This is a genomic window from Patiriisocius marinus (assembly GCF_008974325.1).
GTDB lineage: Bacteria > Bacteroidota > Bacteroidia > Flavobacteriales > Flavobacteriaceae > Patiriisocius > Patiriisocius marinus.
The window spans coordinates 413,315-436,010 of record NZ_BKCG01000002.1 but is presented as its reverse complement, the minus strand read 5'-3'; the positions used below and the strand labels follow the sequence as shown (position 1 = coordinate 436,010).

General features: G+C 32.8%; 22 protein-coding genes. 9 read left to right on the top strand and 13 right to left on the bottom strand.

What is annotated here, in order from left to right:
- Window positions 1–268: 268 nt before the first annotated feature.
- Window positions 269–580 (top strand): hypothetical protein, encoded by a 312-nt coding sequence (locus tag GBH57_RS06975; protein ID WP_151673431.1) that lies wholly within the window; start codon window positions 269–271, stop codon window positions 578–580.
- Between the two features lie 151 nt (window positions 581–731).
- Here the strand turns inward: GBH57_RS06975 and GBH57_RS06970 are convergent, their stop codons facing one another.
- The 3 genes from GBH57_RS06970 to GBH57_RS06960 form a co-directional block, all read right to left on the bottom strand.
- On the bottom strand, window positions 732–1,802 hold the full coding sequence (locus GBH57_RS06970; RefSeq protein WP_151673429.1) for a hypothetical protein: 1,071 nt from the start codon (window positions 1,800–1,802) through the stop codon (window positions 732–734).
- Window positions 1,803–1,959: 157 nt separating this feature from the next.
- Window positions 1,960–3,066, bottom strand: coding sequence for a GTPase (locus GBH57_RS06965; protein ID WP_151673427.1), 1,107 nt, complete (start codon window positions 3,064–3,066; stop codon window positions 1,960–1,962).
- 406 nt (window positions 3,067–3,472) lie between these two features.
- Window positions 3,473–3,793 (bottom strand): DUF3784 domain-containing protein, encoded by a 321-nt coding sequence (locus GBH57_RS06960; protein WP_151673425.1) that lies wholly within the window; start codon window positions 3,791–3,793, stop codon window positions 3,473–3,475.
- Between the two features lie 439 nt (window positions 3,794–4,232).
- Here GBH57_RS06960 and GBH57_RS06955 point away from each other — a divergent pair, with 439 nt between their 5' ends.
- From GBH57_RS06955 to GBH57_RS06945, 3 genes are all read left to right on the top strand, one after another.
- A complete protein-coding gene (locus tag GBH57_RS06955) occupies window positions 4,233–4,985 on the top strand; it encodes an outer membrane lipoprotein-sorting protein (protein WP_151673424.1) in 753 nt (250 codons plus the stop codon).
- Window positions 4,986–5,145: 160 nt separating this feature from the next.
- Entirely contained in the window at window positions 5,146–8,244 is a 3,099-nt protein-coding gene (locus GBH57_RS06950; protein ID WP_151673422.1) for a WD40/YVTN/BNR-like repeat-containing protein, read from the top strand.
- A gap of 173 nt (window positions 8,245–8,417) precedes the next feature.
- Entirely contained in the window at window positions 8,418–8,684 is a 267-nt protein-coding gene (locus GBH57_RS06945; protein WP_151673420.1) for a hypothetical protein, read from the top strand.
- Between the two features lie 5 nt (window positions 8,685–8,689).
- Here the strand turns inward: GBH57_RS06945 and GBH57_RS06940 are convergent, their stop codons facing one another.
- Window positions 8,690–10,048 carry an NAD-dependent succinate-semialdehyde dehydrogenase gene (locus tag GBH57_RS06940; protein ID WP_151673418.1) on the bottom strand — a complete coding sequence of 453 codons (1,359 nt, stop codon included), beginning with the start codon at window positions 10,046–10,048 and terminating at the stop codon, window positions 8,690–8,692.
- Window positions 10,049–10,204: 156 nt separating this feature from the next.
- Between GBH57_RS06940 and GBH57_RS06935 the strand changes: the two genes are divergently transcribed.
- Together GBH57_RS06935 and GBH57_RS06930 are read left to right on the top strand one after the other, a co-directional pair.
- Complete coding sequence (locus GBH57_RS06935; RefSeq protein WP_151673416.1) at window positions 10,205–10,612, top strand: glyoxalase; 408 nt, start codon at window positions 10,205–10,207, stop codon at window positions 10,610–10,612.
- Between the two features lie 161 nt (window positions 10,613–10,773).
- Window positions 10,774–12,057, top strand: coding sequence for an OmpA family protein (locus GBH57_RS06930; RefSeq protein WP_151673414.1), 1,284 nt, complete (start codon window positions 10,774–10,776; stop codon window positions 12,055–12,057).
- An 87-nt stretch (window positions 12,058–12,144) separates the two neighbouring features.
- Here the strand turns inward: GBH57_RS06930 and GBH57_RS06925 are convergent, their stop codons facing one another.
- A complete protein-coding gene (locus tag GBH57_RS06925) occupies window positions 12,145–12,825 on the bottom strand; it encodes a DUF2461 domain-containing protein (RefSeq protein WP_151673412.1) in 681 nt (226 codons plus the stop codon).
- 73 nt (window positions 12,826–12,898) lie between these two features.
- On the opposite strand from GBH57_RS06925, the gene GBH57_RS06920 reads away from it, so the two are divergent.
- Window positions 12,899–13,330 carry a hypothetical protein gene (locus GBH57_RS06920; protein ID WP_151673410.1) on the top strand — a complete coding sequence of 144 codons (432 nt, stop codon included), beginning with the start codon at window positions 12,899–12,901 and terminating at the stop codon, window positions 13,328–13,330.
- An 88-nt stretch (window positions 13,331–13,418) separates the two neighbouring features.
- Here GBH57_RS06920 and corA read toward each other — a convergent pair whose 3' ends face one another.
- A complete protein-coding gene (corA, locus tag GBH57_RS06915) occupies window positions 13,419–14,510 on the bottom strand; it encodes a magnesium/cobalt transporter CorA (RefSeq protein WP_151673408.1) in 1,092 nt (363 codons plus the stop codon).
- A 77-nt stretch (window positions 14,511–14,587) separates the two neighbouring features.
- Between corA and GBH57_RS06910 the strand changes: the two genes are divergently transcribed.
- Together GBH57_RS06910 and GBH57_RS06905 are read left to right on the top strand one after the other, a co-directional pair.
- Window positions 14,588–15,376, top strand: a complete 789-nt coding sequence (locus tag GBH57_RS06910; protein WP_151673406.1) for a LytTR family DNA-binding domain-containing protein — start codon at window positions 14,588–14,590, stop codon at window positions 15,374–15,376.
- Window positions 15,377–15,546: 170 nt separating this feature from the next.
- Window positions 15,547–16,662, top strand: a complete 1,116-nt coding sequence (locus GBH57_RS06905) for a serine hydrolase domain-containing protein (protein WP_151673404.1) — start codon at window positions 15,547–15,549, stop codon at window positions 16,660–16,662.
- A gap of 73 nt (window positions 16,663–16,735) precedes the next feature.
- On the opposite strand, the gene hisIE is transcribed toward GBH57_RS06905, so the two are convergent.
- The 7 genes from hisIE to hisC form a co-directional block, all read right to left on the bottom strand.
- A complete protein-coding gene (gene hisIE / locus GBH57_RS06900) occupies window positions 16,736–17,332 on the bottom strand; it encodes a bifunctional phosphoribosyl-AMP cyclohydrolase/phosphoribosyl-ATP diphosphatase HisIE (protein ID WP_151673403.1) in 597 nt (198 codons plus the stop codon).
- Window positions 17,333–17,336: 4 nt separating this feature from the next.
- A complete protein-coding gene (gene hisF / locus GBH57_RS06895) occupies window positions 17,337–18,092 on the bottom strand; it encodes an imidazole glycerol phosphate synthase subunit HisF (RefSeq protein ID WP_151673401.1) in 756 nt (251 codons plus the stop codon).
- 2 nt (window positions 18,093–18,094) lie between these two features.
- Window positions 18,095–18,841 (bottom strand): 1-(5-phosphoribosyl)-5-[(5-phosphoribosylamino)methylideneamino]imidazole-4-carboxamide isomerase, encoded by a 747-nt coding sequence (gene hisA, locus GBH57_RS06890; protein WP_151673399.1) that lies wholly within the window; start codon window positions 18,839–18,841, stop codon window positions 18,095–18,097.
- Window positions 18,838–19,425 carry an imidazole glycerol phosphate synthase subunit HisH gene (gene hisH / locus GBH57_RS06885; RefSeq protein ID WP_151673397.1) on the bottom strand — a complete coding sequence of 196 codons (588 nt, stop codon included), beginning with the start codon at window positions 19,423–19,425 and terminating at the stop codon, window positions 18,838–18,840. Before hisH ends, hisA begins: the two co-directional genes overlap by 4 nt.
- 1 nt (window position 19,426) lies before the next feature.
- Window positions 19,427–20,566 (bottom strand): bifunctional histidinol-phosphatase/imidazoleglycerol-phosphate dehydratase HisB, encoded by a 1,140-nt coding sequence (gene hisB, locus GBH57_RS06880; protein ID WP_151673396.1) that lies wholly within the window; start codon window positions 20,564–20,566, stop codon window positions 19,427–19,429.
- Window positions 20,567–20,579: 13 nt separating this feature from the next.
- The gene (locus GBH57_RS06875) at window positions 20,580–21,569 is read right to left on the bottom strand and encodes a DUF2167 domain-containing protein (RefSeq protein ID WP_151673394.1); all 990 of its coding nucleotides are present in this window, start codon (window positions 21,567–21,569) and stop codon (window positions 20,580–20,582) included.
- Between the two features lie 73 nt (window positions 21,570–21,642).
- Window positions 21,643–22,695, bottom strand: a complete 1,053-nt coding sequence (gene hisC, locus GBH57_RS06870) for a histidinol-phosphate transaminase (protein WP_151673392.1) — start codon at window positions 22,693–22,695, stop codon at window positions 21,643–21,645.
- Window position 22,696 lies beyond the last annotated feature (1 nt).

The window sequence follows — 22,696 nt, the reverse complement described above, 5'->3', positions numbered from 1 at the left end:
AAATTTCCTACTCTTTTGATTTTCGGTCAACTCGTATACTTTTTAAAGTCTTAGCATCTTTCACATTTGACTATTTGGGAGGTCAACCCATTTCTTAACCGTTGTTTTTTTTATTTACCACAACGGACGAGTGTATGATATGTTGCGTATAAGTAAGCGAAAACTATCAGATTAAAAACAGAATTAATAAAAATAAAATAAACATTAACGAAGCAGTAAATAGCAATAGATTATACACATTGTTACCTGCTTTTAAAATTACGGAATTATGCAAGGAAAATATTTAATAACAACAGACAATTGGTTTTATGCACCTAACGGATTAAAATACCGTAGTGTTTGGGGTGATGTCAAAATACTAGAAGATACTTTACTAGGTGTTAAAACAAATAGAAATAGCTCTAATTGGTATGCTTTTGTAGGTAGTGAAGAAAAAGGAATGGTAGTAGCAGGATGTCAAATACACTATGCAGTAAAATGTGATAAAACCCCAAACACGGACAATGTAAAAGAACTTATTTATGATGGCGGTAAAAGCAAAGAAATAGAAAGACCTTCGGAAATATACATAGCTGAGTAATTTTTATTGCAGGTAACGTGTTTGTATATGGTTTGTTGCGTGGTTAAACAACTAAGTTAACAAATAAAAACCGAATAGAAAGTCCGCGAGGACTTTCGTAAGTAGGCGAGAAGCCAGCAATAAATTATATACGGTGTTGTAAGCTGGCTTTTCATTCAGACTCCTTTTTTTTCTTGTATTTGTCAAGTTTAGTTTTGTCGTAATAATCATTGTCAATAGACCATTTTTTTAGAACTTCTATTCGATTTATCATTACTTCGCTAAATTCTTTTTCATTGAATAGTTTAAGTAAATCATTTTGTTGTTCAAGCCACTTTTTAAATCCACAGCCTTCGATAGTCAATTTCTCAATAAACAGAACTTGTTCCTCAACTTCTTCCTCTGTTTTGTCTGGAAAAGACTTTATTTCTTTAATAGTTTCTTGTGTTGAAATATCGGTTTCAGCAATTTTTTCGATACTCTCTAAATAGTGTTTAGGAAGAATCTTCCCGATTTTCTCGATGTTAAATGTTTCTAATCCACCAAAGCTTGGAATGTCGATTCCGAATTTTCTTGAATAGTCATATTTCACTACTGCTATTGGGTATTTTAGTAAATGAAGAGAACAAACTATTGAAGCAATTTTTTCATAAGTATTCAGCCAAGAATCGATTAAGTCTGGCTCAAAAGTTTGAGAATTACTTTTTAATCGCCCAAGTTTGTTTGAGTACTTATTACCTTTAGTATGAACGTAATTATGTAAAAATCCGAGTTCCTCAAATCTCTTTTTTAAATTATGCTCTTCGTTAAATTTCTGAATATTATCATTTGATAATAGTACTTTCCAAATAGTACCCGCTCTTGGTGTATTTGCATCATTAGAATCTTTTGATGAAAGCCAATCTTGTACTATTTTATGTCCCTCATCATTGATATTGTAATAGACAGATAACATTCCTAATTCGAGTGCACTTCGTAATGAGACAAAAGCTTGTTTGTAAAGTCCGAAACAAACTAAATTAAATGAGATTTGAAGTTCTTCCCAAGATTCCGAAAATGGAAATATGTGTCCAGACCAAAAATTGTCCCAGTTTTGAGGAATTGTCATTCCAATTATGTGATAAAACCATCCTAATTCTTCTATCTTTTCTTTTATGTTAGGATTTTCCAATAAGTATTCAGAAGTTTTTTTGTAAACTTCAATACTTTTTTCGGGTTGAAATATATATGGTGTTATGTTCAATGTTGGTTGGGTGTTCAGCTTGCTTACAACGTTGTTGTATATGGTTTGTTGCGTGTTTTAAGTACCTAATTTAGTAAATAATTACCACCTAAGAAAGTCCGCGAGGACTTTCGTAAGTAGGCAATAAATTAGCAATAAATTATATACGGTGTTAGCTTTAGTTGTTTTCCGTTTTCTTAAATGAATTAAATGTTTCTTGTGCAATTAATTCTGCTTCTTCAATCATATCATTTCCAATCCAAGATGTCATTTTAAATCCTATTCCTGCTGCAATTATTGGTCCAACAAATGGAATCCATTTTGATGCTGTTTTTGCAGCTAATGTTGTACTTGCTTTTTTCAATAAAATCATAATTGCTTCTTTTCCGCCAAATCTGGCTGTGTATTGAAGAACTTTAGTTGCAATTAATTTCGCGCTTTTTTTATCTAAAAGCTGTAAATTGTATTCTTGCTGTTCCTTGTTCAGTCCATAAATACTCTGAATTTCTTTTGATAATTTTATCATTAAAGTAATATCAACACCAATGTCAAGACCGGGAATTGGATTTAAACCATTTCCAGCTGCTAATGCTGAATAACGAGAAACAATTTTATCTGCAATTTTTCTTTTATCTAAAAGTATGTTTTTGCTTGTTATATTAATGTCTGCAATAAACCTTTCTTTTTTAAAGTTATTAAGACTTGAATAAATATCTTCTAATAATTTACTTAAATCATATTCACTTGGAAAGTCAGAAGAAGTTAGGTAAATTCCTTTAACTCTATAACCCTTTAAATTTTCAGTAAGATTGTTATATATTTTATCATAAGTTTCTTTTTCAGAAATTCCTCTTTTTAATCCTCTATCTACAGAAAAATCTATTTTAGTTCTTACAGCATAAACAGGTTTTTTAATTCTAATTAATTCTTGTATTAAATACAAATCATCTTCGTAAAATCTATCGGCTGTTACCAAAATTACACAATCAAATTCTTGAATGTTAAATTCGTTTATATAATTTTCTTTAGGAAAGTTAGATGTTGAACAACCAGGTAAGTCATAAAATAATAAACCTCCGTGTTCAATTGGTTCATTAACATTCATTGTAGTTTCAATTTCTCCAACTTCAGCAACTTCCTCTCCAGCAATTGCATTAATTAAAGATGACTTTCCAGTACCACTTCTACCAATAATTCCGCATTTAATTTTTGCGTTTTTGAAACTTTCCAAATCTTTCTTGAATTTTTTTAAGACCTCGTTAAGGTCAAAGTTTTCATTTTCCATTTATTTAAATTTATAATTTTTATTACTTTAAGGTTTAAGGTAATTAAAAAAGACCTCTTTTTCTTTATATCTCCAATTTTGGTTTTTTCCGCAATTAAAGCTAACGGTTTTGCATATGAAAAGTAGTGCGGAAAAAATGCAGTTTCTTTTCGGATGAACACAAGCCGAATTTTTAAATTTTACTTATTATTCTTTCTTTTCTCAATAAGCCAAATTTAAAAATTTGGCGACCTCGAAAAAGTGCCCAAGCCTTTGTTTAAGCACCGACTTGCGCTATTTTTTATATGCGTTGTTGTGGTGCGTTGTTCTGCGTTCTGCTTATCCGTATTACACTATTTCCAATATACTATTTGTAATATGAACATATATTTTTGCAGTCTACATTCAAAAACAAAATTGTGATTTCTCAATTCGTTTTCTCATTATCAATTTTAAATTTATCCGAGTTTGATTTAATCAACAAATATGGAATACCAATTAATATAGCTCCGAAAAAAGTTCCGTTTTCAATATTTGGGTTATCAAGCCAATTAGCTAAAAAATATCCGATTATCATTATCAAAGCCATTCCGAACATTGCGTTTCGAAAAACTGTTGCAATTCCGTCAGCGTCAAATTTTGCACGTTCTTCTTTCGGCATAGTATTGTATCCTGCAATCAGAAAGTACATTTTTCCGTATTTTATGATAATTCCGAGAATTATGAAAAAGATAGCTACTCCAATCATTTCTTAAAGTTCAATTTGTTTCTCAATGTTTTTTTTCAATGCACCACAACTCGTTATATAATTAACTTTGTCATGGTTATCCCGTAAAATAAACAGGATAACAATGGAAAGTCGTCATGGTTATCCTGTAAATATAATATAATAAATTAGTATTTTTTTACGGAAAACCGTAATCCCAACAAATAGTTAAAACACTAAATAAGTTGCTAGAAAACGATTAAGTAAGCATCTTATAATGGTAGAACAAGGGACTATTTGTGGCACATTTCCGAAGTGAAATTTAACTAGATTCGTTATATTTATAACTTTGGCATCGCTTTTGAATTAAAGCAAAAAGTTAGATTGAAATAAAAAAACCATTTTAATCTGTAACGAATTTAACGTAAGATAGTCTTACATTTACGAAACGTAAAAAGAACTTAAACACAAAACCTTTAATATGAAAACTGTAAAAACACTTTTTGTTGCTCTTTTAGTACTGGCAATTGCGCCTATGACTGCTCAAACGGCAGATGAAATTATTAATAACTACATTGAAAATACTGGTGGTGCTGAAGCTTGGAATGCACTAACAGGAGTTAAAATGTCTGGATCTGCAAATGCACAAGGAATGACTATTCCTGTTGACATTTACAATATGAAAGATGGTAAAACATTAGTTTCTATTGATCTTCAAGGTCAAACAATGACACAAGTTGCCTTTGATGGTGAAACAATGTGGACAACTAACTTTATGACTATGTTACCTGAAAAGAGTGACGCAGAAACTACTGCAAACATGAAAGCTAACTTAGGGAACTTCCCTACTCCATTCCTTAACTACAAGGAAAAAGGATATGCTGTTGAATTTTTAGGAAAAGAAACTAAAGAAGGCGTAGAGACTTTTAAAATTCAATTAACACAAAAGCCTATTATGGTAGATGGTGTTGAAGAGCCTACAATCTCATACTTCTATTTCGATACGGAGAACTATGTGCCTATTATGAGTGAGTCTGCTATTCCTTCAGGACCAATGAAAGGACAAATGGCTTCTCAAATGTTTAGCGATTACCAAGAAGTTGATGGTTTATACTTTCCTTTTTCTATGACTATGTCTGGACAAGGAATTACAATGAAAGAAATTGTATTAAACCCAGAATTAGATATGAAATTATTTGCTTTTCCAGGTGAAGCTGCTGCAGATAAAAAATAATACATCCCCTGTATATTATTTAAAGGCTACCTTAACGGGTAGCCTTTTTTTTTGTTAAATTTAGAATAGAATCTAACTTTATATATTTAATCTATATTTAAGTGTAACAAATACTGCTAATCTACTACTAACAATCATACTAAAACCAAAAACACTAATTATGAAAAAAGCGCTTTATTCAGCACTTCTCATTGCTTTTACACTTCCTTTTAGTGGAATTGCACAAGAAGAAATTCAATTAAAAGGCAAGCAGCTCTTTGGAGATATGAAAGCACGCCACATTGGTCCTGCTTTAATGAGTGGTCGTATTAATGACCTTGAAGTTCACCCTACAAATTCACGTATTATGTACGCTGGTACTGCTGGTGGTGGTGTATGGAAATCTAGCGATGGTGGAGCTACCTACGCCCCTATTTTTGACGAACACGTTCAATCTATAGGTGTTGTAAGTTTAGACCCTACTAATCCAGATCAAAACATTTGGGTAGGTACTGGAGAAACGTGGACGCGTAATTCGGTTTCTATTGGTGATGGTTTATTTAAATCTACTGATGGTGGTAATAACTTTAAAGAGGTTCCTGGTTTTGAAAACAGTGAACGTATTACTTCAATAGAAATAAATCCAAAAAATAACAAAGAAATTTATGTAGGAGTTCTTGGCGAACTTTGGGGCGATAATGAAGACCGTGGCGTTTACAAAACTACTGATGGTGGTGAAACTTGGAAAAAAATATTATACGTAGGGCCTTCTACAGGTGCTAGTGATGTTATTATGGATCCTAACAACCCTAACGTTTTATACGCTTCTATGTGGCAGTTTAGACGTTCTGGATGGGGCTTTAGCTCTGGTGGATTAAATAGTGGGTTGTATAAATCTACTAACGGTGGAGCAACGTGGGCTAAAATTCAAACTGGTTTTCCTGCTGGAAAATTAGGCCGTATTGCCATTGCAGTAGCACCTAGTGATAGTACTATTTTATATTCGGTTTTAGAAACGGAAGATCCTAAGAAAAACGGTTTGTGGAAATCTACAAATGCCGGTGCATCTTGGGAACACTTAAATAACGATTTTGGCTTAGTAGTACGTCCATTCTATTTTTCTAGAATTGTAATCGATCCTAAAAATCCAGATATCGTTTTAAAAGGTGGACTTAATGGTTCCATTAGCCGTGATGGTGGTAAAACCTTTAAAAGCCTTGGAAATATGCATAGTGATATTCACGATTTAGCATTTCATATAAACGATAGCGATGTAATTTATAGTGGTACTGATGGTGGTGTGTATCGTTCTTGGAATGGTGGTACTACGTTCGAAATTGTAGAAAACCTTCCTATCTCTCAGTTTTATCACATTAGCGTTGATAATGCTGAACCTTATAATGTTTATGGTGGATTACAAGACAATGGATCTTGGTACGGACCTTCTTCTTCTCCTGGTGGCGTAAATGCGCGCGACTGGAATAGCGTTGGGTACGGTGATGGTTTTAGAGTATTGAAACATCCAACTAAAAATATTGTGTATTCTGAAATGCAAGGGGCTGAAAATGTATGGCGTTACGATGTAGATCGCAACCGTACTAAAACTATCCAGCCGTTACCTGAAAAGGGAGATGCTGAGTTACGTTTTAATTGGAATGCACCTATGGCAGTTAGTGAGCACCAACCAGATCGTTTTTATATGGCGAGCCAGTTTGTTCACGTAAGTGAAGATATGGGTGATACTTGGAAAATTATATCTCCAGATTTAACTACAAATGATAAAAATAAACAAGACCAATCTAGTTCTGGAGGGCTTTCGGTTGATAACAGTGGGGCTGAAAATCACACAACTATTTTTACTATTGCAGAATCTCCTTTAGATGAAAAAATTATCTGGGTAGGTACTGACGACGGAAATGTTCAAGTAACCAAAAATGGTGGTAAGTCATGGGATAATGTAACGAAGAATTTAACTGGAATCCCAGCAAATACTTGGGTGTATCACATTGAAGCTAGTGTACACGGAAAAGGAACAGCCTATGCCGTTTTTGAAGGTCACACATCTGGCGATATGAAACCATATGCTATGAAAACTACAGATTACGGTAAAACTTGGAAATCTATTATTACACCAGATATTCAAGAAAATGCCTTTGTCCGTAACATTCAAGAAGATTATGTAAACGAAGATTTATTATTTCTTGGTACCGAAATGGGATTATACGTTACTATTAACGGTGGTAAAAACTGGTCGCATTTTACAAACAATATGCCTCCTGTTGCAGTTCATTTTATTGAAATGCAAAAGCAAACTAATGATATTGTAATGGGAACGCACGGTCGTGGTGTTATTATTATTGATGACATTAGCCCACTAAGAGAGTTAAACCAACAAGTACTTGCTGAGGATGTTCACTTTTTCGATTCTAAACCATTTGTTATGGTTGAAGATAGCGGTTTTGCAGGAAGTTTTGGTGCCGAAACACAGTTTGTAGGTCAAAACAAATCTACCGCAGGACGTATTGTTTATTACTTGAAGAAACGCCACACATTTGGTAAAATGACGCTTGAAGTTCAAGATATGGACGGAAACGTTATGACAAAACTTGATGCAGGGAAATCAAAAGGTATCAATGTTGTAAACTGGGCTTTCAACACACGAAATCCAGTAATGGCAGCTGCTAAAACCTTTAATAATGGTGGATTTACATCACCACGTGTTCCTGAAGGACAATACAAAGTAGTGCTAAAAAAAGGCAAAAATAGCTACGAAAAAGTAATTGAAACTAAATACGATGCTAGTTCTATTACAACTGTAAAAGAGCGTAAAGAACAAGAAGCCTTAACACAAGAGCTTTTTAATATGGTAGAAGATTTAGCGTATATGGTTTATGAAATAGGCGAAATGCAAACCAAGGCGAAAGAAGTAATTGACGCAAACGGTGCTGGAAAAGCCGAAGCTCAAAACCTTTGGGATACTCTTGAAGCTTTACGTACAGACCTTGTAATTACAACAGGTGACAATTACGTTGCTGCAGCAGATCCTGAATTACGTGAGCGTATGGGAGATGTTTACAGCAAAGTAGCAACTAACTATGATAGAGTTTCTGGTTCAGTAAGAAAAAACTATGAACTAATTCAAGAAGACTTCTCAAAAGAGAAAGTTCGTTATGAAAAAATTAAAGACAAAGAAGGAAAGAAATTTATGAAGGTACTTGAGAAAAATAATCTTGGTGCAATCGAAATGAAAACCAAAGCAGAATTTCTTACTAAAGACTAATTAGCATTGTCTTAATTCTGAAATAGTATATATTTAAAAAGCCTTCTGTCACGATGATAGAAGGCTTTTTTTTATTAAATTGTTAATCGAAATCTTAGATGTTTAATCCATTTCATCACAATGTGGAATTACTATATATTCTTATGTTTCAATTTTAATCTTCAAACAATTTTATGCACGGCTCATTAAGTCATTTTAAGGCTACTTTACAACGACGTAAGGATCGTATTGACACCAAGGAAAAAACCTCATTAAGCAAAGCTGGCTTAACCACAAGAAACAAAAAACCCAATTTCAATTTTCCAAAAATGAATAACGAAGAATTTGCTCAATTTAAGGCTAACTTAGAGTCTAAAAAAAGAAAAAACACTTTAATAAACATTATTCTTTTTGTGTTCATATTAACACTTACCATTTCAGTTCTTTGGTATCTAAACTAAATATATTAATTTATATACACCGTTTTTCTATTTACAAATTCTTGAATTCCGTGGCTGCTAAGCTCTCTTCCGTATCCACTTTCTTTAACTCCACCAAAAGGTAATCGTGGATCACTTTTAACTAATGAGTTAATAAAAACAGCACCTTCATCAAATCGATAAACTAATTTTTCAGCATTTTTAATATCAGTTGTAAAAACAGATACTCCTAAACCAAACCTTGAATTATTCGATAATTCAATTGCTTCATCTACGGTTTTAAAAGTTGTAATAGAAAGCGCTGGACCAAAAGTTTCTTGATTAAACATCACCATTTTTGGAGTTACCTCACTTACAATTGTTGGTTCAAAATAAGCTCCTTGCCGTTTACCACCCATAAGTAACTTCCCTCCTGCTTTAACAGTATCATTAACTTGTTGTTCAAGTTCTGCAGCAAGGTCTTCTCTTGCCATAGTCCCTATATAAGTCTCCTTATCCATTGGGTCACCACTTTTTAACTCTCTAACTTTTACAAGTAATTTTTCAATAAATTCTTCTGAAATTTTCTCATCAATTAACATACGTTTTCCAGCAATACAACTTTGTCCCGTATTCTGAAAACGTGCCTGTACACAGATATCAACAGTTGCATCAATATCACAATCTGCTAAAACAACTAAAGCGTTATTACCTCCTAATTCTAAAACAGTTTTCTTAATGTGTTTACCAGCAGTTTGTGCAACGGCACTTCCTGCAGGACCGCTACCCGTTAATGTTACTGCTTTTACTACAGGGTTTTCTATTATTTGTTCTACTCCATCACTAGAAACTAGTAAAGTTGTAAAGCAATATTTAGGAAAACCTGCTCTTTTAAATACTTTCTCAATATTTAAAGCACTCCCAAAAACATTTGATGCGTGTTTTAGCACTCCTATATTACCTGCCATTAAAGCAGGAGCTGCAAACCTAAATACTTGCCAAAATGGATAATTCCACGGCATTACTGCAAGCACGACTCCTAGTGGTTCAAACTTCGTGTAGCTTTTTTGGGCATCAGTTTCAATGGTCACATCTGCCATATGTTTTTCAGCATTGTTAGCGTAGTATTCGCAAACCCAAGCGCATTTTTCAACTTCTGCAATTGCTTGTGAAATAGGCTTGCCAATTTCTAAGGACATTGTTTCAGCATATTCTTGCTTGTTTTCAAGAAGCTCTTTTGCAGCAGCGAGCATTAATTCTTTTCGTTTGCTAAAAGCAGTCTCTCTCCACAAATAAAAGCGGTGGTCTGCCTTTTGTAATATTTCGGCTATATCCTGCTTTGTGTGTTTTTTAAAAGATTCAATTTCTTTATGAGTATAAGGATTGATTGAGTTGACTGTGCTCATGTTTTTATTTTAAAATTACTAAAGATGCTTCTAACAAGTATTTAGATTAAGAACAGTTTAACCTTTTAAAGGCTGTTGATAGTAGTGTTTATAACTTAAACTCTAGTTAACATACCGTATTTAGACTTCTTGTATCTTTATTAAAACCCAAATTTTATGGAATCGCGCGATGAAGCTTTACTAGCAATTAGACCTATTTTACCTAATGTTCGTTTTACAGATGGTATGTCTATTGAAGAAACATTTCAGAATAAAACTATACGTCCTATAGCAAAAATGCAAAATGACTTATTGGTAGCCGTTTTTAAAAACTACATTCGAAAACATAAAAATGTTTTTTACAATTTAACCATCGATAAAAGATTAGAATATATCGATACTGCAGTCCAAAAAGATATCAAGTTTAGAAATGCCTTAAAAGGTATGTTTATAGGTCAATTTTCCATCGATGAATATGCGCATTACGTCGAAAACTCATCTGCGTTGAATAAACGGATGATGAATATTGTTAAAGAAAGGCTAAAAAACAATATGCTTGAGTTTGAAAATAAATTAATCGTATGATTTTTAATTCATTGAATACCAATAACTTAAAACCTGTTTTTTTAAAATAAAATATTAATGAAAAACTAAAAATGTTAATGTAATTTTAAATTTTGTAATTGCTTTTTTTATAAGTTCTAAGAGCTTACTTTTGCACTCAATTTTTTTAATAAAACAAAAACATGAAAAAAATACTACTATTGCTTGCTGTAGCAATTTCTACAACGGCATTATTTGCACAAGAGAATGAGACTACCTATAACAAGTGGTCTATCGAATTAGGTGGAGGTGTTCATAAGGTTTCTAGAACTTTTACTGAAGGATACTACTCTCCATCTCCAGATACGTACCAAGTAAACTTAGGTGTTCGTTACATGCTTAATGAAAAATTTGGTCTTAAAGCTTCTTTTGGATTCAATGATATTGAAAACGCTGATGGAGGTTTAGCTTTCGAATCTAGATATTACAGATCTACATTAGAAGGTGTTGTAAATTTAGGGAACATTTTAGAATTCCACGATTGGTCAAACTCAATTGGTTTATTATTACACGGTGGTGCTGGTTACTCTTTATTAGATGTTAATACAGATCGTGATGGTGATTTAGATCAAATTTTAAATGTAATGGTAGGTATTACACCTCAAGTTAAATTATCAAACCGTTTTACATTTTTCGTAGATGCTTCTTTAGTTGGAAATGTACGTTCTTACACAACTTGGGATGGAAATTCTCAAATTGCTGACAACAATGCAAATAGAGGTTTTGATGGTTCATTATACAACTTCTCTGCTGGTTTCAATATTTACTTAGGTAAAAATGCACAACACGCTGACTGGTTCGTTGAAGACAATGCTTTATTATCTGAAATCGAAGAACTTGAAGCTCGTTTAGCTAAAGTTGAAACTGATCTTATCGATACTGATCAAGATGGTGTTGCAGATTACTTAGACAGAGAACAAAACACAATGAGTGGTGTTGCTGTTGATACTAAAGGTATTGCAATTGACAAAAACAAAAACGGTATTCCTGACGAAATCGAATCTTCTTTAGATGAGCGTTTTTTAATGCGTAACGAATACAACCCTAACGCTGGTTCTACAACTGTAACAGGTGGTAACACAGTAAGAGAATTACTTGACAAAGGATACGTTAACGTTTACTTCAAGTTTAACAGTACAACTCCTCAAACATATAGCCTTGAAGCTATCAACTACTTGAAAGTTTATATGGCTGAGAACCCAGGTGCTACTGCTCAATTAGTTGGTTATGCTGACGAAATTGGAAATGCATCTTACAACAGTAGCTTATCTTCTAAGAGAGCTAAGAAAGTTTACGATATTTTAGTTGCTTCAGGTGTTGATGCAAACAGATTATCACACACAGGAAATGGTGAAGACGCAAGCGTGAATAAAAATTCTGCTGAAGCTCGCCAATTAGTAAGAAGAGTAACTTTTAAGTTAAACTAAGAGTTAATTATTTTTAAGTGAAATGAAAAGCTGCCCTCGATTGGGGCAGCTTTTTTATTTAATAAAGTTTGGGTTTCGTATCAATAGTTAATCTATAGTTGATACTCCGTTTAAATCGGTTGTTAATACATCACTCATATAATCAAAAAATGGTCGTAGCGTTCTAAAATGTTTTAAAACGGTATCTACAAAATTAGGCCCTAACACTTCACTATCCTTTAATGGGTGCTCAACAAAAAACGATTTCAAACGTATTAAATCAATATTAGCATCTTCTTTATTAAATCCCTTAGGCGCAGTTTTAACAGCGTAATGCTGATTAAAATTACCAAAAGTCATTTTAAATTCATTTTGATTTAAAATTTCTCTAATTTCACTAGCGTCCATTTCAAATTCTTTTCTAATACGAAGTAAATCTGCTGGCTCAGGACTGAAAAAACCTCCAGCCAATGCACATTTACCAGGTTCAATACGTAAATAATACCCTCCGCGACGATGAGCTCCTGCTCTACTCCAACTTACACTTCTATGAACATTATAGGGCGTTTTATCTTTACTAAAACGGATATCTCTATTAATTCTGAAAATTTTCTGTTTTGCAATTTCATCTTTCTCATTTAATCCTCTTAAAATTTCAGCATAAACGCTTTTAAGTGCTTTCTCGCTAGATTGATAGGTTTTTCTATGTTCATCCATCCAATCCTTATGATTATTTTTCGCTAAATTATTTAAGAAATCGAATGTGCTTTTTGGAACTGTAATGCTCATAAATTGGGTTTAGACTATAAAGATAAGTCAAAAACACTATATTTAGTAGCTATAAACTACCAAACCAAATATTATGAACACTACTAAAAATGTCCCTAAATCATTCTTAATTGTCGGTATCCTAGCCTTATTATGGAACTTAATGGGAATGTACCAATTCTACCTAGGAAATTATGAATTAGAAAGTTTAAGAGCTTCGGTAAGCCCCGAAGAGTTTAGTATTATGGAATCTTTACCTCAATGGTATTCAATACTCTTTGGGATAGCTGTCTTAACTGGAGTTGTAGGTGCAATACTTCTAGTACTTAAAAAAAAGGTGGCTACATTATTCTTTATGATTTCATTACTAACAGTATTAATTATAGAAATCTATTGGCTATTAGCAACTAACATTATGGAAGTTTCTGGGAATTCAGTAGTTATTATGCCATTACTTGTTATTGCAGTAGCGATATTTTTATATTTCTACAGTAAAGGTGCAGCTGGAAAAGGATGGTTAAATTAGGATAATTTACTAATACAGATTTTAATAATTTAAAAAGGTTTCAGTAATTCTGAAACCTTTTTTTATGTCATTTAATTAGCTGTATAACCTAGAGCCATTTCTTTCTTTTAAAAAACCAAATCATCCCCACAAAAACTACAATCATCGCTCCCCATAAATAGAAGTATCCATTTTTAACATGTAGTTCAGGAATGTATTCAAAATTCATCCCATATATCCCTGCCATAAAAGTTAATGGAATAAAGATAGATGCCATTATGGTTAACACCTTCATTACCTCGTTCATTTTATTACTTATAGTTGTCATATACATATCCATAAGCCCCCAAATCATTTCACGGTAAATATCAACACTTTCACTTACTTGAATAATGTGATCATATAAATCTCTAATATAATTCTGAGTTCGGGCTTCAATTAATTCGGTATCTGTTTTTTCTAGTCGGTTTATAACCTCTCGTAATGGCACGACGGCTCTTCGGATACGTAAAATTTCTTTTTTAAGTTTTTGAATATCCTGCGTTATATCTGCATCTGTTTCATCACTAAAAAGTTGATCCTCTAGATACTCAATTTTAGTACTTAATGTTTCAATAACAGAAAAGTAATTATCCACTACAGCATCAAGTACGGCAAACATTAAATAATCTGCTCCAGCATTTCTAATGCGTCCTTTTGCATTTTCTAAACGATCCCTCAATCCATCGAAAACATCGCCATCAGCCTCTTGAAATGTAGTAACATAGTTTTTACCCATTACCATACTTACATGCTCGTTTACAAAATCGCCATCATCTGTATAATGCAACATTTTAAAAACGATAAACAAGTAATCTTCATATTCGTCCATTTTAGGACGTTGATTTGTCGTTACTATATCTTCTTGTATAAGTGGGTGTAGATTGTAATACTCCCCTAACCTTTCAATTTCAGCTGTATTATTAAGTCCGTTTACGTTAATCCAAGTAATATGTTCGGAAGTTTCAAATCCAAATGCATCTTCAATATCCTCACTATCAACCCTCTTATAATGATTTTTAGAATAATCAATAATCTCAACTTTAGTTACACCCGTTTTAGAACCAGTATAGTTTACTGCACCAGGAACTTCATTCTTTGTTTTACGAATGTTATGCTTCGGAAATTTAATCTTCGTTGTCTTTTTTCTTTTCGAGGACATTAGGTTATGTTTGGTTTATGAAAGGTACTAAAACAAAAGTATTTTTATATTTTTAAAATTCAATTTAATATTTAATTGTGAAAAATAAATATCCGTTCGATCCACTGATTAAACATCACCTATTAATTGCATTAGGATTAGCTGTTTGGATATTTTTATTCCTAGCATTAACAGAACCTTTAGATACAAATGAATTTAAAGGAATCGAAAAATTGTTATACCTCCCTTTATATGGCTTAGCAGGCGCAATAGCATATTTATTGATATTACCATTACAAGGTTTTTTATACCGAAATAATATAAATAAATGGACCATTTTAAACGAGTTACTATTTACTATATCTATGTTTATTTTGGGCCTATTGTTTTCTCGTGCTATATACTTATATGTAATAGTTCCAGGTGCTAAAAATCCTTACACACTTGGCTATTTTATCAGCGCCATTTACGTTCCTGCAATTAGTACTATCCTACCAATTATTTTAGCAGGACGATGGGCTTTTGGTCGTTATTTTGAAAAACAAATAGAAGATCAAAAGATTGAAATTGAAGGCGAAGGAACTTATGAAGGTTTAAGAATTCAATTAAATGATTTGATTGCTGTTAAAGCAGATGATAATTATATTGAAGTTGCTTTTTTAAATCATGGCGTTCTCAAAAAGCAATTAATTAGAAATAAATTATCTAAAATAGAAATAGCCATTCCTGAATTAATGCGAACACATCGCTCCTATTTAATTAATCCAGTTCATTTTCAACAATTCAAAATGGAACAAGGAAAGTTATCAGTTATTCTTTCTGCTGAAATTTTAATTCCTGTTTCAAAAACGCATACTTCAAAAGTAAAAGGCGCATTTCAGCAATAAAAATTCACCACGCTAAAAAGGTATTTCAAATTAGGTCTAAAATTTCACCACAAGGAGAAGTCATTTCACCCCAAAGCACTATATATAATAGTTTCAAGCGCTTGTTTAAAATATGTTTGTATCATCAATTACATTCAATAACCCGAATATTCGGCATTAAAACAAACATTATGAAAACCAAAAACATCCTTTTAGTACTTCTTATAGCTTTCAATTTTACTTCTTGTAAAGTAGGAAGATTTGTCTATTATAATTATGCTGATATTACAGATCATAAAATATTTCCTTCTAGAAAAGCTACAAAAGCAGTATCACCATTTTTATTTAAAACTTCAACATCACCGCTTATTCAGGATTCAATTTCGCTAACGTCAAAAGGTATTGCTTCTAAAATAACTTTTGAAGATTATTTATCATCTAATAAAACAGTTGCCTATATTGTTATTCAAAATGATTCAATAAAATATGAACGCTATTTAAATGACTACGAAGAATCTTCTATTGTAAATTCATTCTCAATGGCTAAATCTATCCTTTCCATTTTAGTGGGCTGCGCTATAGATGATGGCACGATAACTTCTATTAATGAGCCAATAACAAACTACTTATCGAACTTAAATGATGAACGTTTCAGCAAAATCACAATTGAGCATTTACTGAATATGACCTCTGGAATAGATTTTAATGAAAGCTATGTAAACCCTTTTGGTGATGCTGCAACTTTCTATTACGGCACAAACCTTACTAAAGCAGTTAACAATATGGAAATTGCTACGGAACCTGGCACCCAATTTAGATATAGTAGCGGTGATAGTCAAGTGCTTGGAATGGTTTTAAATGCAGCATTAAAAGACAAAACAATAACAACTTATTTAGAAGAAAAAATATGGATTCCATTAGGGATGGAATATGATGCTACTTGGAGTTTAGACAGAAAAAATGATGGTGTAGAAAAAACGTTCTGTTGCTTAAATGCAAGAGCAAGAGATTTTGCTAAAATTGGACGTCTATATCTAAACAAAGGAAACTGGAATGGAACTCAAATAGTTTCAGAGAAATGGGTTGAAAATTCAACTAAAATAGACTCAAGTGCTGGTGGTGTTGAGCAATATCAATACCAATGGTGGATTAATAAAAAAGACAACTCCTACGAAGCTGAAGGTATTTTAGGACAACACATTTATGTAAACCCTGAAAAAAACATTGTTATAGTTCGACTAGGAGAAAAAGTAGGAAAAACAGGAGCTTGGACACAAGTAGCGCAAGGTATTGCGGCTAAGTTATAATCATAACTACTAAAAATATAACGGGAAATTAGCGTATTCTAATTTCCCGTTATTCTTTTTAAAATTTTTGCAATTACTGTCGTTTCTTTAAAACCTCAACAACATCATTAATAGAAAATCCTTTCGCATTTAATAAAATTAAATAGTGAAATAATAGGTCGGCACTTTCATCTAGAAACAAACCATCATTATCATCTTTTGCTTCAATAACAACCTCAACAGCCTCTTCTCCTACTTTTTGTGCAATTTTATTTATCCCTTTCTCAAATAATGAAGCAACATAACTTTTCTCGCTATCAGCCGAAATTTTACGAGATTCTATAATGCTCTCTAATGATGAAATAAAGCCAAAATCTGAAACATTATCCTCACCCCAGCACGTATCAGTTCCTTTGTGACATACAGGTCCAACAGGTGTAACTTGAATTAATAGTGAATCCTGATCGCAATCTAATGCAATAGCATCTAATTGTAGAAAATTTCCGCTCTCTTCTCCTTTAGTCCATAATCTATTTTTTGTGCGACTAAAGAAGGTAACTTTTTTAGTTTCAGAAGTTTTTAAAAAAGCCTCTTCATTCATAAACCCAAGCATTAGTACTTTTTTTGTCGTACTATCTTGAATAATAGCAGGCACTAAGCCATCTTGATATTTAGTATAATCTATGTTCATTGTATTAATTTCTTATTGCAATACCTGCTGCAGTTAATGTTGATTTAAGTTTTGAAATTTCAATTTCTTTAAAATGAAATACACTTGCTGCTAATGCTGCATCCGCCTTTCCCTTTATAAAAGCATCTTCAAAATGTTGCATATTCCCAGCTCCTCCCGAAGCAATGACAGGAATATTTACTAATCTTGAAATTGTCGATAATGCTTCATTTGCAAAACCATTTTTAGTGCCATCGTGATCCATTGAAGTAAATAGAATTTCGCCGGCGCCTCGCTGTTCAACTTCTTTTACCCAATCAAATAATTTTATTGTTGTTGGCGTTTTACCTCCTATTAAGTGGACAATCCATTCGCCTTCTATTTGCTTTGCGTCAATTGCAACCACTAAACACTGTGAGCCAAATTTTCCCGAAATTTTATCAATCAAATCTGGTTTTTTTACCGCAGCACTATTAATTGCTACTTTATCTGCACCATTATTCAACAGCTGCGACACGTCGTCAATACTAGCCACTCCACCTCCTACTGTAAATGGAATGTTTATTTTAGCCGCAATCTCTAAAACTAAATTTGCTAAAGTTTTACGGCGTTCTTCGGTTGCTGAAATATCAAGAAAAACCAATTCGTCTGCTCCATTTTTAGAATAAAAAGAAGCCAATTCAACTGGATCTCCAGCATCACGTAAGTTCACGAAATTTACACCTTTAACAGTGCGTCCATTTTTAATATCCAAACACGGAATTATTCTTTTTGTAAGCACGATTAATTATTTTTTAAGATGAAATTTTCTAATTGTTTTAAGCTAATTCTATTTTCATAAATCGCTTTACCTATAATAACTCCTTCACAATTTAACTCCTGTAATTTAGGTAACTCATCAAATGTTGAAATCCCTCCAGATGCTATTAATTTTAATGGTGTAGTTGCAGTAGCATTACCTAACTGTGTTAATATTCTTGAATACAACTCAAATGAAGGTCCTTCTAACATACCGTCTTTACTTATATCTGTACAAATAACGTAGCTTATTCCTGCCTGTTGATATTTCTTAATAAACGGAATCAATTCTAGATGGCTATCTTCTTGCCAGCCACTTATTGCAACTTTTTCGTTCATTGCATCTGCACCAAGAATTATTTTTTCTGAACCATAACGCTGTAACCAACACAAGAACATTTCAGTATTTTTAACAGCGATACTTCCTCCAGTAATTTGACTTGCACCACTTTCAAAAGCAATTTGAAGGTCTTCATCAGATTTTAATCCTCCACCAAAATCAATTTTCAAGTTTGTTTTTGACGCAATCGACTCTAACACTTTATAGTTTACTATATGTTGCGATTTTGCGCCATCTAAATCAACCACGTGTAGGTTTTCTATACCGTGTGCCTCAAATTGTTTAGCAACCTCTAATGGGCTTTCATTATATATTTTTTTAGTGTCATAATCCCCCTTGGTGAGTCTAACACATTTTCCGTCTATTATATCTATTGCTGGTATAATTCTCATTCCTCAATTTTTAAAAAATTACTCAAAATCATCGCTCCTACTTCGCCGCTTTTTTCTGGGTGAAATTGAACACCATAAAAATTATCGCTTTTTAAAGCTGTTGAATAGGCAGTTTCGTATGTGGTAGTTGCAATAGTATTATCACACAATGGAGCATAATAACTATGCACTAAATACATAAAGGACGGGTCTTTTATATTATTAAACAACGTACTTTTTAATTCAGAAATAGTATTCCAACCTATTTGTGGAACTTTAACCGCTGCATTAAATCGTTTTACGGTTACATTAAATATTCCAAGTCCTTTTGCGTTTCCTTCTTCCGTTGATGTACACATAAGCTGCATACCTAAGCAAATTCCTAAAACTGGTTGTGTTAGGGTTGGAATTACCTTATCTAATCCAGAACTCACTAATTTTTCCATTGCGCTACTTGCTTCTCCCACACCAGGAAAAATCACTTTATCTGCTTGACGAATTTCAGCTTCATTTGAAGTTAAAACTCCTTCAAAGCCTAATCTTTGTAGCGCAAACTGAATACTTTTAATATTCCCCGCACCATAATCTATTATTGCTATTTTCATTTTATAGAACTCCTTTAGTACTTGGTAGTATCATTTTATCAGCATCTCTTTTTACCGCCATTTTTATTGCTTTAGCAAAGGCTTTAAAAATTGCTTCTATTTTGTGATGCTCATTAGTGCCTTCCGCTTTAATATTGAGGTTTGCTTTTGCTCCATCAGTAAAGCTTTTAAAGAAATGATAAAACATTTCAGTTGGCATTTTACCTATCATTTCACGTTTAAAATCTGCTTCCCAAACTAACCAATTTCTTCCACCAAAATCAATTGCTACTTGAGCCAAACAATCATCCATTGGTAAACAGAAACCATAGCGCTCCATTCCTAATTTATTTCCTAATGCTTGTGCAAAAACTTCTCCAAGAGCAATTGCGGTGTCTTCGATTGTATGGTGTTCATCAACTTCAAGATCACCGTTAACCTTGATGTTTAAATCCATCTGGCCATGTCTAGCAATTTGATCTAACATGTGATCAAAAAAAGCAATTCCTGTATCAATAGTACTTTTCCCAGTTCCGTCAAGGTTTACATCTATAGAAATCTTAGTTTCGTTAGTGTTTCTAATGATGGAAGCTGAACGTTCTTTTAACTTTAAGAAATTATAAATCTTTTCCCAATCGTTAGTTTCTAAAGCTATAACGTCTCTTAGCGATTGTTCAGTTGTTGTAATTTCGGCTGTGCCTAAATTTGTATGATCATTGATGAAAATACCTTTTGCATTTAGGTTTTTTGCTAGCTCGATATCCGTAAGTCTATCGCCTATTACAAACGAATTTTCTAAGTCGTAATCTTCTTCAAAATATTTAGTTAGCAAGGCTGTACCAGGCTTTCTTGTAGGTTGATTATCCTTAGCAAATGTTTTGTCTATGATAATTTCATCAAAAACAACTCCCTCGTTTTCAAATGTTTTTAAAACAAAATTATGCACTGGCCAAAAGGTGGATTCAGGATAGACGTCAGTTCCTAAACCATCTTGATTAGTGATCATCACTAACTCGAAATCTAATTCCTTTGCTATTTTTCCTAAAAAGGTAAATGCTTTAGGGTAAAAAACTAGTTTTTCAAACGAGTCTATTTGTTCGTCTGCAGGTTCCTTGATAATGGTACCGTCACGGTCTATAAATAATACTTTTCTATTTTTCAAAGTAATGTGTGTTTTATGGTTTTGGTTCTGTTTCCTGTGGTAATTCGTCTCTATTAGATCGAACAACAGCAACTTCTTCTTCTTTTTTGAAGAAAAACTTTTTAACTCCTGCAAAAGCTGCTACTGCACCAATGGCAATAAACTTCCAGAATTTAAGAATTAGCGCAAAAAATCCTGCTTTTGCTAATACCTTACCTGCTATAAGTCCTCCTATTCCATAGGCAGCAATATCATCCATATCTGGATCAAAGTCTGCATATGTGTTTCCGTTTGTAAATTTCACACTACTTAAAATTGGTGCTAAGTTCTCTTGAACATCTTCTAGATATTCCATGTCTCCAATTACATTTAAGTTGATGTATCCTTTTCTTCCTAAAACTCTAATGTTATAGTTTAGGGTATTTGTTTCTTCACCGTCAAAATGAATTTCTTTAGCCCAATGCAGTTTTTTATTTGCCTCATCATAGAAAGGCTTAGATGCCCAACCTACAAGCTCCATTGTTCCATAACCTAATCTTTCACGTTCTGGATTTACATCGCGAGTGTCTTGTTGCATTTCTTCTAACAAATCGTCATAGTCCATATCCTTAGCATCATCATCCTCAATATAGCCGTCTGGTGAATATGAAATTTCAATTCCGTAGTCAACACTAATAGGTGTATCGCCTTCTTTTATTAACATCCCTAAAGTTGTATCGTCTTCTGGATTTCCCCACAATTCAGTTAATACTCTATTTGCCTGTGGCTTATCTAGAAACTTATAATTTTCAGGAACATTTAAAGTTGCCATTCCTCCTTCAAGAATAACTTCGCCGTATTTGTAATCGAACGTTTTATCAATACTATCAGCATATTTCATAAATGCTACGTATTCTTCCAGATCTTCTTCTGAAATTTCAATATCATCTCCAGCTAGCTCATCAAGAACATCATCCTGGGCTATTAAAAGATTTGAACTGAAAAACATAAGACTAAGTAAAACAACTGTTTTAATAATTTTCATTGGTTTAATTTTTTTGGTTAATGTTGAATAAGGGTTAATATACTTCGCTTTGTTTGTAAATCCTTAAAATAACTTAAACAACTAGTGTTTTTAGACTATTTAGCAGCTTTTCATTTTCTTTTTCAGTTCCTACCGTTATACGTAAACAGTTTTCGCATCCCTTTAAAGTGCTTCTGTTTCTAATAATTATTCCATTATTTCGTAGATGGTGATATACTTTATGAGGTTCCAAAAAACGAACTAATAAAAAATTTGTATCAGACGGAGCAATCATTTCAACCATACTGAAACTGTTTAAATCATTTATCAATTTCGCTTTGTTTTGCTTAACTGTATTAATTTCAACAGAAACAACATCAGCATTATTTAGCTGCTTTAAAGCGCGTTGTTGTGTAAGCTCATTAACATTATAAGGGGGTTTTATTTTCTTTAATACCGATATAACCTCAGGCGATGAAAAACAAAAACCAAGTCTAATTCCAGCCAATCCCCAAGCTTTAGACATTGTTTGAGTTATAACTAGATTAGGAAATTTTTCTAATCGCTCTAACCAAGATGTTTTATCTGAAAAATCAATATATGCTTCATCTATAATCACTAAACCGTTAAATTGATTGAGCAATTGTTCAATTGATTCATCAGAAAAAGTATTTCCTGTTGGGTTGTTAGGAGAACAAATAAACAAAAGCCTTGTTGATGGTTTTATAGCTTTTAATATTGTGGCAACTTCAGGATTAAAATTTTCTGAAAGTGGCACTTCAATATTCTCAATAGCATTAATTGAAGCTAAAACATCGTACATTCCGTAAGTAGGAGTCAAGGTGATGATACTCGAAAGGTTAGGTTCACAGAATGCTCTAAAGAGTAAATCTAGCACTTCATCACTTCCGTTTCCTAACAATATGCGATCTGTTGGAATATTTTTTAATTCAGAAAGTTTCTGTTTTAAAACACGTTGATGTGGATCTGGATATCTATTTAATCCATTGTAAAATGGACTTTCGTTTGCGTCTAATAAAATTGCTTTGCCGTCGTTACTATCGAATTCATCTCGCGCTGAACTATAAGGTTTCAATGCATTAATTGTAGGACGAATTAATGATTCTAAGTTAAAAGTAGTGTTCATA